Genomic DNA, 15,085 nt, shown 5'->3' on the forward strand with positions numbered 1-15,085 from the left:
CGCCCGGCCTCTTCTTTCGATCCCTTCGTTTATCGATCATTCTTTTTATCAAAAATTAATTTCAATTCACGTCTTCAGTCGCAATTATGGTAAACATTCAGGACAAGACCTCTTCATTATGAAATGATGCTTCGCCGCTAATGATGAAAATTCATAATTAAAAAATGGCATGAAGTCATTGCCAAATCTATTTAAGTTATATAACCATAAAGCAGAGTTTCCTCTTACAATAAGTAAAGAAATTATGAATAAAGGTATGTGGAAGGAAGAAATAAAATTTAAACAATGTATTAAATGTTGACATCATTCCTAGTAGAGGTGACTACCAATGAAAGCATTAGTAATCGAAGCACCGCGTAAAGCCGTTGTAAAGGATGTTCCTTATCCGAAGCCGGGTCCGGGAGAGATGACGATTAAGGTTGAAAATGTAGGTATTTGCGGCACGGATTTTCACATCTATGAAGGGGAGTACATTTCTCCTTTTCCTATCATTCCAGGCCATGAGTTTTCCGGCATCATCTTCGAAATCGGGGAAGGGGTAATAGGGTGGGAAGTCGGTGACCGTGTCAGTGCGGACCCGAACATATTATGCGGAGCTTGCGAGTTTTGTCTTACCCATCGGGGCAATCATTGCGTGAATTGGGCGGCGGTCGGCGTTACGGTTAACGGAAGCATGGCCGAATTCGTCGCTGTACCGGCACGAAATGCAGTCAAATTGCCGGATACCATGTCTTTTGAAGAAGGGGCTTTCATTGAACCGATGGCCTGTGTGGTGCACGGTATGAATCGTTTGCAGCTTCAGGTAGGTAATCGGGTCATCCTGTTTGGGGCCGGGGCCATGGGACAGCAGCTGGTTCAATCGATTGCCAAGTCCGGCGCCTCTGAGCTGGTGGTCGTCGACGTATCCCAAGAAAAATTGGATCTGGCGCTTACCTTCGGGGCTACTAAAGGTGTACTGAGCAAGGATCTGGACACCGCTTTAAGTAAAGATATCGTTCCATACGGTTTCGATGTCGTGGTAGATGTCACCGGCATCCCTGCCGTCATTGAAAAAGCGTTCGAATTCATGGGGCCTGTTGCGAAGTATCTTCAATTCGGCGTTACTGCTGAAAATGCAAGGGTACAGCTAGATCCTTTCAAATTATTCAATAAGGATTGGACGCTCCTTGGCTCCATGGCCATCAACTATACGTTTTTACCTGCGTTGAAATGGGTGAAGGAAGGGAGATTTGAGCTCACACCGCTCATTTCTAAAGTGATATCCTTGGAAGAAACGGCAGATTTCTTTGCAATGCCGAAGGATCCAAATCTGTTAAAAGTTCAAATTAAACTATAACCGGAGAATGATCCAAATGATTGAAGGGCAAAGCTTCCGACCGGAAGCCTTGCCCTTCGGCATGATAGGAATATAGAGCCTTTCAATATTGTCGTTGGAGTGCAAAATGGATCTTTTATCTTCTTTAGGTGGTGATGAGGGAATGAAAATGATTACAGGAAACAGTGTTTTAGCCGATCGGTTAGGGATACCGTCAAATTTGACATGGGGTTATCTTGGGGTTCTTTTTTTTATGATAGGCGATGGTTTAGAACATGGTTGGTTGTCCCCCTATTTGTTGGAAAAGGGATTAACCATGGAACAATCCGCTTTTCTCCTCACGTTATACGGTATCATGCTGGCAATCTCTTCATGGATTTCAGGAGTGTTTGTACAAGCCTGGGGACCAAGGAAAGCAATGTCCATCGGATTGTTGTTTTTTATCACCGGTACAATTGGTTTTGTCGGATGGGCGATTCCTCATAATGATTATGTCGCCATGCTTCCTTTCTATGCGCTAAGGGGCCTCGGATATCCGCTATTCTCTTACTCTTTCTTGGTTTGGGTGACTTACCGCAGTCCAAAACAAAAACTGGCAACCGCAATCGGATGGTTTTGGGTTGCTTTCACAGGCGGATTGAATGTATCTGGTGCATTCTATTCTAGCTACATGATTCCAAAGATAGGAGAAATAAACACATTATGGACGGCTTTGATATTTGTAACCATTGGTGGAATCTGTGCGATCTATGTGAATAAAGACAGATTTGAAGGACAGCACACAGCGGGCAACAAAACGAAAGAGCTGCTCAAAGGATTTACGATTATGTTTCATAACCCGAAGGTAGCTTTAGGGGGACTCGTAAGAACTATTTGTACAACCGCCTCATTCGGGTTTGTCGTCTTCATGCCTACTTATCTGTCGGAATTTGGTTTCTCTCTGAGCGAATGGCTGCAGATTTATGCTACTCTTTTTATTGTGAACATTATTTTCAATTTAATTTTCGGAGTGGTGGGAGACAAAATAGGCTGGAGACAAACCTGCAAGTGGTTCGGAGGAGTGCTCTGCGGAATCTCGACGCTTGCCATTTATTACTTACCGCAATTTGCGGGCCACAACTATTGGGGAATGATGCTGGTAGGCTGCGCATTCGGCATAGGATTGGCCGGTTATGTCCCTATACACGCTTTAGTGGCTTCTCTTGAGCCGCACAATAAAGGCGCCGCTTTATCTGTCGTGAACCTGGGGGCCGGTTTAAGCGCATTCTTGGGGCCTGCAATCGTTGGAGTATTCATTGGAAGTATAGGTACGGGAGGCGTGATGTGGATCTTTGCGATACTATATTTTGCAGGCGCAGCCATCACGGATTACTTGAAAGTGCCGGAAGTCAAAGCCGAACAACGAATGATCAAAGAGGCAGTATAGTTTTGGGAACGTATCGGAAATATTACAGATCGGGGAAGAAGGGAAGCCGAAAACTGAATGTCGTCAGCAGTTTTTGGATCTCCCCGTATTCTATTCCAAAATTCCTGTTCACCGTGATGTAATCTGCGTAAGCAGCTGAAAGAAAATAGGAGCGTGAACGTTAGTCGTTCACACTCCTTTTTTTAAGAAATCTATCAAAAGACCGAATTCGTTTATTGCTGCTCATCCTGATAGTACATGTAGATTTTCCAACTGTTGTCATTCATTTTCTTCAATAAGTAAGTGCCGTCGGTTGCCACTGTATCTGTGTTTGCTTCATTATCTTTCGTGGTCGTTACTTTGTAGCTGCCGCCTTCCGACTGAATTACGGCGAAACGATCCGTTTTGTCGACGATCGTCAGATTTTGATCGCTGATTTTCTCAAATTCAAGCTCATATCCTTGGTTGATATGCGCAATCATTTCTTCAGAAAAAGCATGGTTATACGCTAAATAATAACCCGTATAAAATTGCGCATATACAGCATCTAATTGATCATAGGCTTTATCTTTGATTTTTTGATTTTCCTGCTCCTCTAAATCTAGCACGGCAGTTGTGAGCAGACTGTCTTCAGGCAGTGCGCTTTTTTGCAAGTCTAACGCACGCTGCAGCATGACAACGGCTTCAGCTCTTGTCGCATTGGCGAAAGGCTTGAATTCCGTTTCACTTGCTCCCCGTACAATACCGGCTTGGCTTGCTTTTAAAATGGATTCTTTAGCGAAGTAGTCGGGTACATCCGAAAATTGCTTCGTTTCTCCTTCAAATTGTACAGAGGAAGAAAAGGCTCTAACGACCATTGTAGCGATCTCGCCGCGTTTGATCAGTTGATTAGGCCCGAATTTTGTTTCGCTAATCCCGCTAACGATACCAAGGGAGCTGGCAACGCGAATCGAATCGAAGTACCACTTACTTTGCTCAACGTCAGTAAAAGCCGTTCCGGCCGCATCGCTTGTCAAGCCTAATGCGCGAACCAAAATCGAGACAAATTCCGCGCGGCTTATTGGATTGTTTGGCTTTACCGTAACATATCCTTCCTGGTCCACATAACCCCGCAGCAAATCTGCGTTTACAAAGTTGTCCAGCTCGTAATATGCCCAGTGCTCTTCTATATCCCCTGGAAAATACATCTCCAAAGGATCGAGCTCAGCCGCATTCACTTGTACAGACTGAAGCGGATAAATCAGAAGCATGGATAAAAGCAAGAAGATCGTACTGCGAAAATAAACATTTTTCATTTTTGATGTTCCTCTCCTGGTTGAAAAAAATTCCTTTATGAGAATATCAAAGAAAGGCAGAATATTCTAGTGGAAATTCAAGGGATTAACAACGGAAAAAGGCAGGCCGAATGAAGGCTGCCTCTTTCGTTTGCCGTTATACCGTTACTTGCTGCAAAATGATGTAGCCATAAGCAGGCAATGAGAGTTTTAACTGACCATTGGCATTGCTTGCCAGCGTAGAGCCGGCAGCCGGAGTGCTTGTGCTCGAGAAGAGTGTCGTCCAAGCGGATTCGCCTCCGCAAGCAACTGCTGCTGCCTTTGCCGCTGTTACTGTCTCCTCGTTCAACATTGCGGCTGCGCTCGCCTCTCCGGCAGCCTCAGCAGGCGCGGCAGCAACGGCTGCTGCTTCCTCAAGCGCCTCCGCACTAGCAAAGCCTGTAAACGCAACTGCGAACGGAACAGCCCCGTTATCTGCCGGCGCAGATTCAACGGTGAAGCGCAGATCAGCCGCTTTGCCGCGCGCATTCAGCGCGACAAGCAAGCGCTGACCGCCATCGCGGCGCTCATACACCAAGGTGCCGTCCGATTCGCCGACGTGCACGAAGCGAATGTCCGCGCTGCGAAGCGCGCTGTGGCTGTGGCGAAGTCCGATTGCTGTTTTATAAAATTGCAGAAGCTCAGTGTTTTGTTCCGCTGGATCCCAAACCATGCATTTGCGGCATCCGGGATCGCCTTCTCCATTTATTCCTACCTCGTCGCCGTAATAAATACATGGCGTTCCCGGGAAAGTCAGCTGGAACAACGACGAAAGCTTCATCGAACCGATGTTATCTTCGCAAATCGTCAGCAGCCTTGGCGTGTCGTGGCTATCGAGCAAATTGAAGGCCGTTTCCGTCACCTGCTGCGGGTATGCGGCAAGCTGCGTGCCGATCGCATGGGCAAAGGCAGCTGCGTCAATTGTCTGATAGGCGAAGAAATCAAGCACCGCATTCGTAAATGGGTAGTTCATGACCGCATCGAATTGATCGCCCTGCAGCCACGACATCGCATCATGCCAAATTTCGCCCAAAATGTACGCCTCCGGATTAACGGATTTCACCGTCTTCCTGAACTCGCGCCAAAATTGATGGTCAACCTCATTGGCAACGTCGAGACGCCAGCCATCGATTCCGATTTCTTCGACCCAGTAACGCGCGACCTCGAGCAAATACTGTTTCACTTCAGGATGCTCGGTGTTCAGCTTCGGCATCAGCGGCTCAAACCCGAACGTTTCGTAAGAAGGCACGCCGTCAACAACCTGCAGCGGCCATTCCCGAACGTAGAACCAGTCCGCATATTTCGATTGCCGGCCATTCTTTTGCGCATCGACAAACGGAGGGAAAGTCTTGCCGGAATGATTGAATACCGCATCAAGCAGGACGCGAATGCCGCGGGCGTGGCAGGCGTCAACCAATTCCTTCAGCTTCTCGTTCGTGCCGAAATGCGGGTCAACCTTCATATAGTCCTGCGTGTCATACTTATGATTCGTTGTCGCCTCGAACAAGGGAGTGAAATAGACAGCATTGATGCCGAGCGCGGACAAATGATCCAAGTGGTCGATGACACCCTGCAGATCGCCGCCAAAAAAGTTTTGCGGAGTCGGCGTGCCGCCCCAAGGCAGCACGTCCCCGGGATCAAGCGACGGATCGCCTTTCGCGAAACGCTCAGGGAATATTTGATAGAAGACAGCGTCCTTAAGCCAAGCCGGCGGCTTGAAAACGTCGATTGGATTAATATATGGAAAATCGAAAAAATAATTTGAATGTCCCGGCATCGTTTGCTCGAAGCCTTTTTCAGTAAAAAACACCGTCTCATCCCCGCTAGTCAAGCGAAACGCGTAACGCAGCCGGCGGAACGGGGGGATAACGGCCGTTTCCCAATAGTCGAACCTCTCATCTGAGGAGAAAATACGCATCGCAACTGTAGTGATGGTTTGTTTCCATGCATATTTGTCGCCAACGATTGCCACGGCTTCGGCAACATCGTCTTTTTTGGTGCGCAATCGAAGGTGCAGCGTTTTTCCGTCGTAGGCGTAAGCCCAGTTTTGCTTCGGTCTGTGATAAACAGCTTCTAATAACATTTTTTTCGCTCCTTATGATTGGTATGGAAAAATGGCTTAAAACGCGAAAAAAGGCACAACCTCTGCTCATAAAAGCCGAGGTTGTACCTTCTCCCATAATACGTTCAGGCGCCGCTCACGCGAAGCATATTCCGAACAAATGGTTGCGGTAGCATTGCCTTTCTATTGTATCTCTCAACAAATTTATTATACATAATTTGCATGTATTGATCTAGTCAATTCGGGAAAAAAGTTTACGCGTGAGCCGCTTCATGCGCTTGCGATTCCAAGAAACGCTCGCAATCGAGAGCGGCCATGCAGCCGCTTCCCGCTGCCGTAATCGCTTGGCGGTATTGGCGGTCCTGCACGTCGCCGCAGGCGTATACGCCTGGGATGTTCGTCTCCGAGGTGCCAGGCTTCACGATAATGTAGCCCTGCTCATCGGTATCGATTTGGCCGCCAAGGAAGCCGGTATTAGGCGTATGCCCAATCGTAACAAATAAGCCGTCTGTCTCGAGCAGTTCTTCTTCGCCGGTTTCATTATTGCGCACTTTCAGTCCCTGCAGACCCATTCCTGTTGCAGCGACCTCAAGCGGGGTGCGGTTTAAGCTCCATACGATTTTGTCGTTGGCGCGGGCGCGGTCCTGCATAATTTTCGAAGCGCGCAAATCTTCGCGGCGGTGAACGAGTCTCACCTCGGAAGCGAAGCGCGTGAGGAACACCGCTTCCTCCATTGCGGAGTCGCCGCCGCCTACTACGATAATCTTTTTGCCGCGGAAGAAGAAGCCGTCGCAGGTAGCGCAAGTGCTCACGCCGCGTCCGATATTTTCTTGCTCGCCCGGGATGCCAAGGTATTTGGCGGAAGCGCCTGTCGAGATAATGATCGACTCCGCTTGCAGCTCGCCGATCCCTTCAACGTCGAGTGTGTATGGACGCTTGCTGAAGTCCACGCTTTTCACGGAGCCGGTTTTGAATTTGGCACCGAAGCGCTGCGCTTGCTTGCGCATGTTGGACATGAGCTCGCTGCCCAAAATCCCGTCAGGGAAGCCCGGGAAGTTCTCAACCTCCGTAGTCGTCGTAAGCTGGCCGCCTGGCTGCCACCCTTCGATAACGAGCGGCTCCATATTCGCGCGAGCGAGGTAAATAGCAGCCGTTAATCCGGCGGGACCTGTACCAATAATGATTGTTTTATGCATCATCTATATCCTCCATTCGGGACTTAATTAATATAATAAGTACTACATTAAAATTATTACAATCTAGCATCAAAGTCAATATCGTTCATGTAACGTTCATGTTCGTATTGTATGCTTATTGTAACGATTACATAAGCAGCGCGGGAGGATAGGTACGATGCCGAAAATCATAGTTGCAGACGATGATTCGAACATTCGCGAGCTGGTCAGCCTCTTTTTGAGAAGAGAGGGCTACCAGGTTATTGAGGCAATAGATGGTGTTGACGCATTAGAGAAGCTGGAGGCGGTTCGCGCTGATCTTGCGGTCATCGATGTGATGATGCCGCGTATGGACGGCTGGGCGCTGTGCGCAGCTATGCGCGCAAGCTATGATATTCCGCTGCTCATGCTGACGGCCAAAGGGGAGACCTCGCAGAAGGTGAAGGGCTTCGAGCTTGGAGCGGATGATTATATGGTCAAGCCGTTCGACCCGCCGGAGCTGGTCGTCCGGGTCAAGGCGCTGCTCAAAAGATACCGGATTACCGCGTCCCGGACGGTCGAATTCGGCGACGTCATCATGAATCAAACCGACTTTCATATAGCAGCGGGCGGAGAGAAGTTTACCTTGCCGCCGAAGGAGTTCGAGCTGCTGTTCAAGCTGGCAAGTTATCCGGGCAAAACCTTTGCGAGGGATCAACTCATTGAGCAAATATGGGGAATGGATTACGAGGGTGACGAGCGGACAGTCGATGTACATATCAAAAGGCTGCGCGACCGTTTCCCCGAGGAGCAGTACCGCTTCCGTATCGTCACGATCCGCGGGCTCGGCTACAGGCTGGAGGAGTGGGCATGATACGCAGCTTGTATGTCCGGATAACAGCTACTTTTCTCGTAATCGTGCTCCTCAGCATCGGAATTGCCTTTCTATTTACGAATCAATTGTTTAAGCGGGATGCAAGGGGGCAGCTGCCGAACCAGATGGAGAAGGCGATTGACCGCATCGAGCAGCTTTATGCCGTTTCCAAGCCGGCGTCGATGAAGGCGTTTTTGGAGGAAATGTCGGCGCTGCAGGGGCAATCCATCATCGCAGTCAGCAGCTCCAACCGGCTTGTGACGGTCGGCGAGCGCAGCGATCTCATCGTGGAAAGACTCACTTATGCGCAGCTGGCAAAAGTATTCGGCGGCAGTACGGTGAGGCTGGACATATTCAACCGGGAGGAAGGCGAGCCCCCTTCGCCGCCTGCCTTCGGCAAGCTGGTGCAGTTCGGCAATGAGAAATGGGCCTTATTCGTCCAACCGGATCGTTTTCCGCAAAACAGCAACTTTATATGGACCGCCGTTACGCTGCTCGTCACGCTGCTCGTGGTCGGAAGCGTGCTTATTCTGGTGGCAGCGCGTTATTTGGTGAGGCCGCTAAAAATGATGACAAACGCTGCGACGCGGATGTCGGAAGGAGATTTCACCGTACGCTTGCCCGTCAGGCGCGGCGATGAGCTTGGCGAGCTGGCCGAGGGTATGAACAGGATGGCGCTAAGCTTATCGCAGCTCGAAATGATGCGTCAGGACTTCGTTTCGAACGTATCGCATGAAATACAGTCACCCCTCACCTCGATAGGCGGCTTTGCGGAAGCGCTGCGCAGCAAGGACGTAACTGAAGCCGAGCGGGACCGCTATATTAGCATCATAAAGCAGGAGAGCATGCGGCTGTCCCGTCTAAGCGAAAATTTGCTCAATTTGGCGTCGCTTGATTCGCAGCACCATCCTTTTCATCCTCAGCCCTATAGATTGGACCGTCAGCTGCGCGATATCGTGCTGGCCTGCGAGCCGCATTGGATCGCCAAGCGGCAGACGGTGGAGCTGCTGATGGAAGAAACGGTCATTACCGCAGACCGGGATCAGCTTAACCAGGTGTGGATGAACCTGTTTGCGAACAGTATGAAATTTACGCCGGAGGGCGGGAAAATCTTCTTCTCGTTATCCGAGCAGGACGGCTTCGCAATCGTTCGAATTTCCGATACGGGGGTCGGAATTAGCGAAGAGGACCGGGAGCGTGTGTTTGAACGATTTTATAAGGGGGATGCTTCCAGAGACCGAAGCCAAGGGGGAAGCGGACTCGGGTTATCGATCGCGCAAACCATTGCCGCCATTCACGGCGGGAGCATCACGCTGGATCCAAATGCCGACCAGCTTTCCGGCGCAAGCTTCGTCGTCCGGCTTCCGCTTATTCCGCTTAGCCAGTAAAGGTCATTTTTTTTGATAATTAATTATAGAATGGTTATGATGGAGGGAATATATGCGAGTCAGGTAATGATTTGGGGGAGGGGCTTGAATGGAAAAGCGGATACGGAAAGCGATTATTCCCGCTGGGGGATTAGGAACCAGATTTTTGCCGGCCACGAAAGCGCAGCCGAAGGAAATGCTCCCAATCATCGATAAGCCAGCCATTCAGTATATAGTAGAAGAGGCGGTTCAGTCCGGCATCGAGAGCATCGTGATCGTCAGCGGCCGCAACAAGCGGGCGATCGAGGATCATTTTGATAAATCGGCCGAACTCGAAATGGAGCTTGAGGCGCGTCATAACGAGGAAATGTTGGAAGTGGTCCGTAAAATATCGCAGCTGGCGGACATTTACTACGTTCGTCAGAAGGAGCCGCTAGGCCTCGGCCATGCCGTTCTGTGCGCCCGCCGTTTCATTGCAGACGAACCCTTTGCCGTACTGCTCGGGGATGATATTCTGAAATCGGAGCCGCCGTGTTTGCGCCAAATGATCGACGTGTATGAGCAGCAGCATTCGTCTGTCGTAGCCGTTATGGAAGTGCCGTGGGATCAGACGCATAAGTATGGCATTGTTGATATTGAGCGGGGCCAGCAGGTTGCGCGCGTCCGCGACATTATCGAGAAGCCGGCTCCGGGGTATGCGCCTTCTAATTACGCGGTTGTCGGACGATACGTGCTTGATAATGCCATATTCGATCTGCTTGAGAGAGCGGCGCCTGGAAAGGCGGGAGAAATCCAGCTGACGGACAGCTTGCAGGAATTGAATCGTATAGCCTCGTTAACGGCTTACCGCTTCGACGGCCGCAGACATGATGTGGGCGACAAGCTGGGCTTCGTGCAGGCAACAATCGATTTCGCATTGGAGCGCGCAGATCTTTCCGGGGATGTCAGAAGATACTTATTGGAGAGGCTAAAGGAGACGAACTCATAAGTATCTGTCATTGGTTCAAACGATGTGATGAAACGGCTTAAAGCGATTAAAAAAGAGCAGGCTTAGTCTAGGAAGAAAACGATTCTTGCGCGCATAACATGCGGAGGGGTCGTTTTTTTTTTGTATTCAGCTCGTTTTTGTAAAACTTTCAGCAAACTTTCAACTTGTATTCACTTTGGATTAAGCAACGAAGCGGATAATGACTCCATTACATTATCAGGATGAATGGATTGGAGACGGACAAACTTGAAGAAAATTAATTATGTGAAATTTATACTGGACCTTGCAATGGCGGTTACCTTCGTTCTGTTGTTTAATGACCGGGTGCTCGGCGGATTGACGTTTCATGAAATAGCGGGACTTAGCATCGGCGTTGCCTTTATTACCCACGTCCTGCTGAATTGGAAATGGGTCGTTAAAGTATCTGCCCGGATACTGGACCGGAAATTACCCGGCAAGACACGCTTCGGATATTTACTGAATCTGTCCCTGCTGACCACAATGACTTTTATTATCGTCAGCGGGATTCTGATATCGAGAATCGTTTTCCCAAGTATCAACATCGGCGATCAGCGGTGGTTCCAAACTGCCCATATAAGCATTTCCTTCCTGGCCCTCATTTTGATTGGCATTCACGTTGGGCTTCATTGGCAGTGGGTCATTCAAGTTTGCAGATCGTTTCTGAAAAGAAAAACGGCCGGCGCTTCGAGAATTCCCCGCATACTCGCATGGACTGCGACGGTTCTCATTCTTATGTTCGGCTGTTATCAGATGTATGTCACCGACTTCGCACAGAGGATAAGCAGCATAGGCGGCGTAGTTGGCATCACATCTTCGGAAATGCCTGGCGGAGGGGAAAGAGGAGGACGGTTCGAAGGCCAAAGACCGTCTATGGACGAAGCCTTTGCGCCGCCAGGGGCAGCGACGGGTCAATCCGAGCAGCCTGATTTGGGCGAAAGACCTGCTCAAGGACCGGGAGGAAGGGAAGGGGGCTTTCAAAGTCCCAGCGCCTGGGGCGTCATCGCGACATACTTCGGCATCATAGGCGTATTCATCATTCTCACCTATTACCTCGAAAAAGCCGGCAGGAAGAGAGCGGGCAGGTTGGCTAATAAGATAGAATCTGTTTAATTGAATAAACGAGCGGCATAAAACCTTCCAGGAGACTGCGGAAGGTTTTTTTGTCGTTCACTGCATGAATAAAGTGAAAAATTTCCTGCTATTTTGAAATGGTGATTTTTTACTATTTCATATAAAATAGATAGATGTGTGAGGAGAGTATGAGTTGCTGGGGGATGAACGGAAGTGTATTGCCATCATTGCGGAAAGAAGCGGACAGACGATGCGATCTATTGCAGTCAATGCGGAAGACTGCTCGCTGCGGAAGAGGAACCTGCAGCGGCATTAGATGCTGAGAGAGCTGAGGTCTTAAGCGAGACTGCTGCATCCATAGAGACAGAATTAGCAGGCGAACAGTCGAATAGGCCAAACGCTGACTTGAGGCGGAGCGCCGGGAGCTCCTTATGGGCATGGCTGGTGCCCGTTGTGCTTGCGCTTGTTACGGCTGGTTCAGTTTCTAGTTACTATATATATCAATCAGGAATTAATGATAGAGTGATCAAGCTTCAAGCCGAGGCGAAGGCTTTGGCGCTGGCTGGGAAGTATGCTGAGGCGCAGGCGCTGCTTAAGGAAGCGGCGGATGCCCGTCCGGGCTTTGCCGCTCTGCAGAAGGATGCCGAAATCGCAGCTCTGGTTGATGAGCTGTCGCGTTCGGTTAAGGCTGCCGGGAAGCTGCTCGAGGAGCGGAAGCTTACGGAAGCGGAGCAGACGCTAAAGCAGGCAAGGAATGGGCTTAAGGGCCACACGGAGCCGGTCTACGCGATGGTGAAGGAGCAGCTGGGCGTTTATACGGAGCAGCTTGGCGTTATGAAGCTGACAGATGAGCTGGCCGATCTGCGTACAGTCGATGAGCTTGAATCGAAGCTTAACGTAGCGAATCATTTAGAGGGTGAAGAAGCAGCTGTCTTACAGGAGCAGATTATTGCGAAAATCGTGGATATTAGCTGCAAGGAAGCTGAAGCGCTGCTTATGAAAAAAAATTATACGGACGCGCTGACGGCGACGGACAGGGCGCTTGCTTTTGCCAAAGATAATGAACGCCTGCTCTCGCTTGTGAAACGCATTAACGAAGCACAGGCAGAATATGAGAAGACCGAGCAGCAGCGGTTGGAACAAGCGATGCAGCAAGCGGCGGCAGAGGATTTGAAAAACCAGACGGCAGCCGTCGAGGTTGTACATATGGAGTCTTCGCTTGATGAGTTTGGCGACCTTAACATAACAGCAGAGCTGAAAAACGCGGCTACACGGCCTATTTATTCGATCACCGTTAAGTTTATCGTCTACGATGCTGAAGGCAAAGAGGTGGGCTCGGGCACGGCCGAAGCGGCGCCGGATTATGTCGAGCCTGGCGAGAAGATGAGCTTTACGGGCACCGTGTATGGCGTCGATGTAGAAAATACGACCGTCGTCATTGATCATGCGACTTGGTATTTGGATTAAGGGGGCGATGAGATGAGTAAAAAGGCATGGATCAGCGTCATCGCATCGGCCCTTATTGTGTGCGGAGGAATAGCTGCTGCTTTGTTCATCCATTCAGATGTGCCAAACCGGCTTACAGGGAAGCCGCTGCTTGCTGCTGCTGATGGGGGCAAGGCGAAGACGCTTAAAGATATTATTTTTGAGACGCAGAAGCTCGTCGTTATGATTGAAGCGGAAAACGGCTCGCAAGGCTCCGGATTTCTCTACAATTGGGAAGGCGATCTGATTACGAACGCGCATGTCGTTGCAGGCTCCCGTAAGGTGAAAATTAAAACGGCGGATGCGCGCGAGCTGGACGGAGAGGTTATCGGCATCAGCACGGAGACGGATGTCGCCGTCGTTCGCGTAAACGCTTTGGCCGGAACCGAGCCTCTGGAGGTTGTACAAGGCGAGAAAGCGGAGGTAGGCGACGAGGTGCTGGCTGTAGGCAGTCCGCTAGGATTTCAAAATACGGTTACGACCGGCATTATTAGCGGCATAGGCAGAAGCTTTGAAATCGAGCCTTACTTGTATTCGGATCTGTATCAAATCTCGGCGCCAATCGCTCCCGGCAACAGCGGAGGGCCGCTCGTCGATCAGAAGACGGGCGAGGTGCTCGGCATTAACTCAGCTGGCTACGAGCAAGGCTCGATCGGCTTCAGCATTCCGATTGCGAACGTTATCGAGATTGCCGAGGGCTGGTCGAGCGAGCCGATGACCGAGCTTCCCGAGCTGGAGCTTTCGGCTGAATCGGCTATTTTGGAGGAGGATGCTTCGGTAGAAGAGTACGCGGGTTATCTCGTAACTCATTTTTACGACAGCCTGAACAACGCCGATTATGTCTATGCGTACTCGCTGCTTGGCGGCAACTGGAAGGAAGGCACAAGCTACGAGAAGTTCAGGGAGGGCTACTTAGGAACGTTAAATGTAGTCATCGATAATATGCAAGTAACGGACAGCAGGGATGATAACGCAACGGTTATCGCGGTCATTTCAGCGGATGAGCGGGTTGACGGCAAATATGTGCTCAGCAAGTATCAGGTCACCTATGAGGTAGGCTACGAAAACGATCAATTAAAGCTCATAAGCGGAAAAGGAAAGGCAATTAAGTAAAAGGTTTCCCGAAGGGGCAGGCGAAAGAAAAGGAACTGGAAAATGACGTCCAGGGGAGACGTCTCTTTCCAGCTCCTTTTTTTATATTAAAGGGGCTGCTGTTGGAGCTCATGCTTTATTACATTTTTTGCCGAAAGACGGCATCAGTCATACTCGTTTGTCTCCTCAGCTTCGGATTCGGCTTCATCCTCGCGGAAGAAAGGATTGTAAATGAGCTCAAGAGCTACAGTGTCAAAGCGTTGAACGGGGAAGTTAAGCAGCGACGCTGGAATACTGCGTCCGTTCAACTGAAGACGATAGCTGATGTTGCGGCCAATCGGAACGCCGCTTACAGATATGATTTGTCCTCTAAAATTGAAACGGACGGCGCCGGTTGCTGCAAGCGCTTGATAGATCGCCATACCCGGAAAGAATCGCACGCGATAGGCTTGCGTTACGTTAGGGAACGTTCCTCCCCCGTTAATGACAACCGTTACCGTTGCTAGCGGTCCAGGTGGGAACGGTTGTGGGAACGGAAACGGAACCGGAAATGGAACAGGGAACGGTCCGGGTCCAGGGAACGGTCCGGGTCCAGGGAACGGTCCAGGTCCAGGGAACGGTCCGGGTCCAGGGAACGGTCCAGGTCCAGGGAACGGTCCGGGTCCAGGGAACGGTCCGGGTCCAGGGAACGGTCCGGGTCCAGGGAACGGTCCGGGTCCAGGGAACGGTCCAGGTCCAGGGAACGGTCCGGGTCCAGGGAATGGTCCAGGTCCAGGGAACGGTCCGGGTCCAGGGAACGGTCCGGGTCCAGGGAACGGTCCGGGTCCAGGGAACGGTCCGGGTCCAGGAGGGAACGGTCCGGGTCCAGGAGGGAACGGTCCGGGTCCAGGAGGGAACGGTCCGGGTCCAGGAGGGAACGGTCCGGGTCCAGGAGGGAA

13 protein-coding genes are annotated in these 15,085 nt (G+C 50.5%); 9 read left to right on the forward strand and 4 right to left on the reverse strand.

Translation table 11 applies throughout. The features are described 5' to 3' along the window. Positions 1-328: 328 nt before the first annotated feature. Together AC0YNZ_RS24110 and AC0YNZ_RS24115 are read left to right on the forward strand one after the other, a co-directional pair. The gene (locus AC0YNZ_RS24110; protein WP_475829033.1) at positions 329-1,336 is read left to right on the forward strand and encodes a zinc-dependent alcohol dehydrogenase family protein; all 1,008 of its coding nucleotides are present in this window, start codon (positions 329-331) and stop codon (positions 1,334-1,336) included. Between the two features lie 142 nt (positions 1,337-1,478). Further along, a complete protein-coding gene (locus tag AC0YNZ_RS24115) occupies positions 1,479-2,741 on the forward strand; it encodes an MFS transporter (protein ID WP_475829049.1) in 1,263 nt (420 codons plus the stop codon). Positions 2,742-2,953: 212 nt separating this feature from the next. Here AC0YNZ_RS24115 and AC0YNZ_RS24120 read toward each other — a convergent pair whose 3' ends face one another. The 3 genes from AC0YNZ_RS24120 to trxB form a co-directional block, all read right to left on the reverse strand. Continuing rightward, entirely contained in the window at positions 2,954-4,015 is a 1,062-nt protein-coding gene (locus AC0YNZ_RS24120) for an S-layer homology domain-containing protein (protein ID WP_475829034.1), read from the reverse strand. Positions 4,016-4,151: 136 nt separating this feature from the next. Beyond that, positions 4,152-6,116 carry a glycoside hydrolase family 13 protein gene (locus AC0YNZ_RS24125; protein WP_475829035.1) on the reverse strand — a complete coding sequence of 655 codons (1,965 nt, stop codon included), beginning with the start codon at positions 6,114-6,116 and terminating at the stop codon, positions 4,152-4,154. 233 nt (positions 6,117-6,349) lie between these two features. Continuing rightward, positions 6,350-7,291 carry a thioredoxin-disulfide reductase gene (gene trxB / locus AC0YNZ_RS24130; RefSeq protein WP_475829050.1) on the reverse strand — a complete coding sequence of 314 codons (942 nt, stop codon included), beginning with the start codon at positions 7,289-7,291 and terminating at the stop codon, positions 6,350-6,352. A gap of 157 nt (positions 7,292-7,448) precedes the next feature. Between trxB and AC0YNZ_RS24135 the strand changes: the two genes are divergently transcribed. The 6 genes from AC0YNZ_RS24135 (at position 7,449) to AC0YNZ_RS24160 (ending at position 14,168) form a co-directional block, all read left to right on the forward strand. After that, positions 7,449-8,123, forward strand: coding sequence for a response regulator transcription factor (locus AC0YNZ_RS24135; RefSeq protein ID WP_475829036.1), 675 nt, complete (start codon positions 7,449-7,451; stop codon positions 8,121-8,123). Further along, positions 8,120-9,511, forward strand: coding sequence for a sensor histidine kinase (locus AC0YNZ_RS24140; protein ID WP_475829037.1), 1,392 nt, complete (start codon positions 8,120-8,122; stop codon positions 9,509-9,511). The genes AC0YNZ_RS24135 and AC0YNZ_RS24140 overlap by 4 nt, the downstream gene beginning before the upstream one ends. An 88-nt stretch (positions 9,512-9,599) precedes the next feature. Further along, positions 9,600-10,478 carry a UTP--glucose-1-phosphate uridylyltransferase GalU gene (gene galU, locus AC0YNZ_RS24145; protein ID WP_475829038.1) on the forward strand — a complete coding sequence of 293 codons (879 nt, stop codon included), beginning with the start codon at positions 9,600-9,602 and terminating at the stop codon, positions 10,476-10,478. A 246-nt stretch (positions 10,479-10,724) separates the two neighbouring features. Then, positions 10,725-11,609: a DUF4405 domain-containing protein gene (locus AC0YNZ_RS24150; protein WP_475829039.1), complete on the forward strand. Its 885-nt coding sequence runs from the start codon at positions 10,725-10,727 to the stop codon at positions 11,607-11,609. A 174-nt stretch (positions 11,610-11,783) separates the two neighbouring features. Then, positions 11,784-13,037: an FxLYD domain-containing protein gene (locus AC0YNZ_RS24155; RefSeq protein ID WP_475829040.1), complete on the forward strand. Its 1,254-nt coding sequence runs from the start codon at positions 11,784-11,786 to the stop codon at positions 13,035-13,037. Between the two features lie 12 nt (positions 13,038-13,049). Continuing rightward, positions 13,050-14,168 carry a S1C family serine protease gene (locus tag AC0YNZ_RS24160; protein WP_475829041.1) on the forward strand — a complete coding sequence of 373 codons (1,119 nt, stop codon included), beginning with the start codon at positions 13,050-13,052 and terminating at the stop codon, positions 14,166-14,168. A gap of 143 nt (positions 14,169-14,311) precedes the next feature. On the opposite strand, the gene AC0YNZ_RS24165 is transcribed toward AC0YNZ_RS24160, so the two are convergent. After that, a complete protein-coding gene (locus AC0YNZ_RS24165; protein ID WP_475829042.1) occupies positions 14,312-14,587 on the reverse strand; it encodes a hypothetical protein in 276 nt (91 codons plus the stop codon). Between the two features lie 110 nt (positions 14,588-14,697). Between AC0YNZ_RS24165 and AC0YNZ_RS24170 the strand changes: the two genes are divergently transcribed. After that, a partial coding sequence (locus AC0YNZ_RS24170) for a polymer-forming cytoskeletal protein (RefSeq protein ID WP_475829051.1) occupies positions 14,698-15,085 on the forward strand: 388 nt, incomplete at its 3' end.

Source organism: Paenibacillus sp. J2L1-98 (assembly GCF_056269405.1).

Bases quoted from the DNA above. Each gene is read 5' to 3' on its own strand.
- AC0YNZ_RS24110 (WP_475829033.1), top strand. From the start codon at position 329: ATGAAAGCATTAGTAATCGAAGCACCGCGTAAAGCCGTTGTAAAGGAT.
- AC0YNZ_RS24115 (WP_475829049.1), top strand. From the start codon at position 1,479: ATGAAAATGATTACAGGAAACAGTGTTTTAGCCGATCGGTTAGGGATA.
- AC0YNZ_RS24120 (WP_475829034.1), bottom strand. From the start codon at position 4,015: ATGAAAAATGTTTATTTTCGCAGTACGATCTTCTTGCTTTTATCCATG.
- AC0YNZ_RS24125 (WP_475829035.1), bottom strand. From the start codon at position 6,116: ATGTTATTAGAAGCTGTTTATCACAGACCGAAGCAAAACTGGGCTTAC.
- trxB (WP_475829050.1), bottom strand. From the start codon at position 7,291: ATGCATAAAACAATCATTATTGGTACAGGTCCCGCCGGATTAACGGCT.
- AC0YNZ_RS24135 (WP_475829036.1), top strand. From the start codon at position 7,449: ATGCCGAAAATCATAGTTGCAGACGATGATTCGAACATTCGCGAGCTG.
- AC0YNZ_RS24140 (WP_475829037.1), top strand. From the start codon at position 8,120: ATGATACGCAGCTTGTATGTCCGGATAACAGCTACTTTTCTCGTAATC.
- galU (WP_475829038.1), top strand. From the start codon at position 9,600: ATGGAAAAGCGGATACGGAAAGCGATTATTCCCGCTGGGGGATTAGGA.
- AC0YNZ_RS24160 (WP_475829041.1), top strand. From the start codon at position 13,050: ATGAGTAAAAAGGCATGGATCAGCGTCATCGCATCGGCCCTTATTGTG.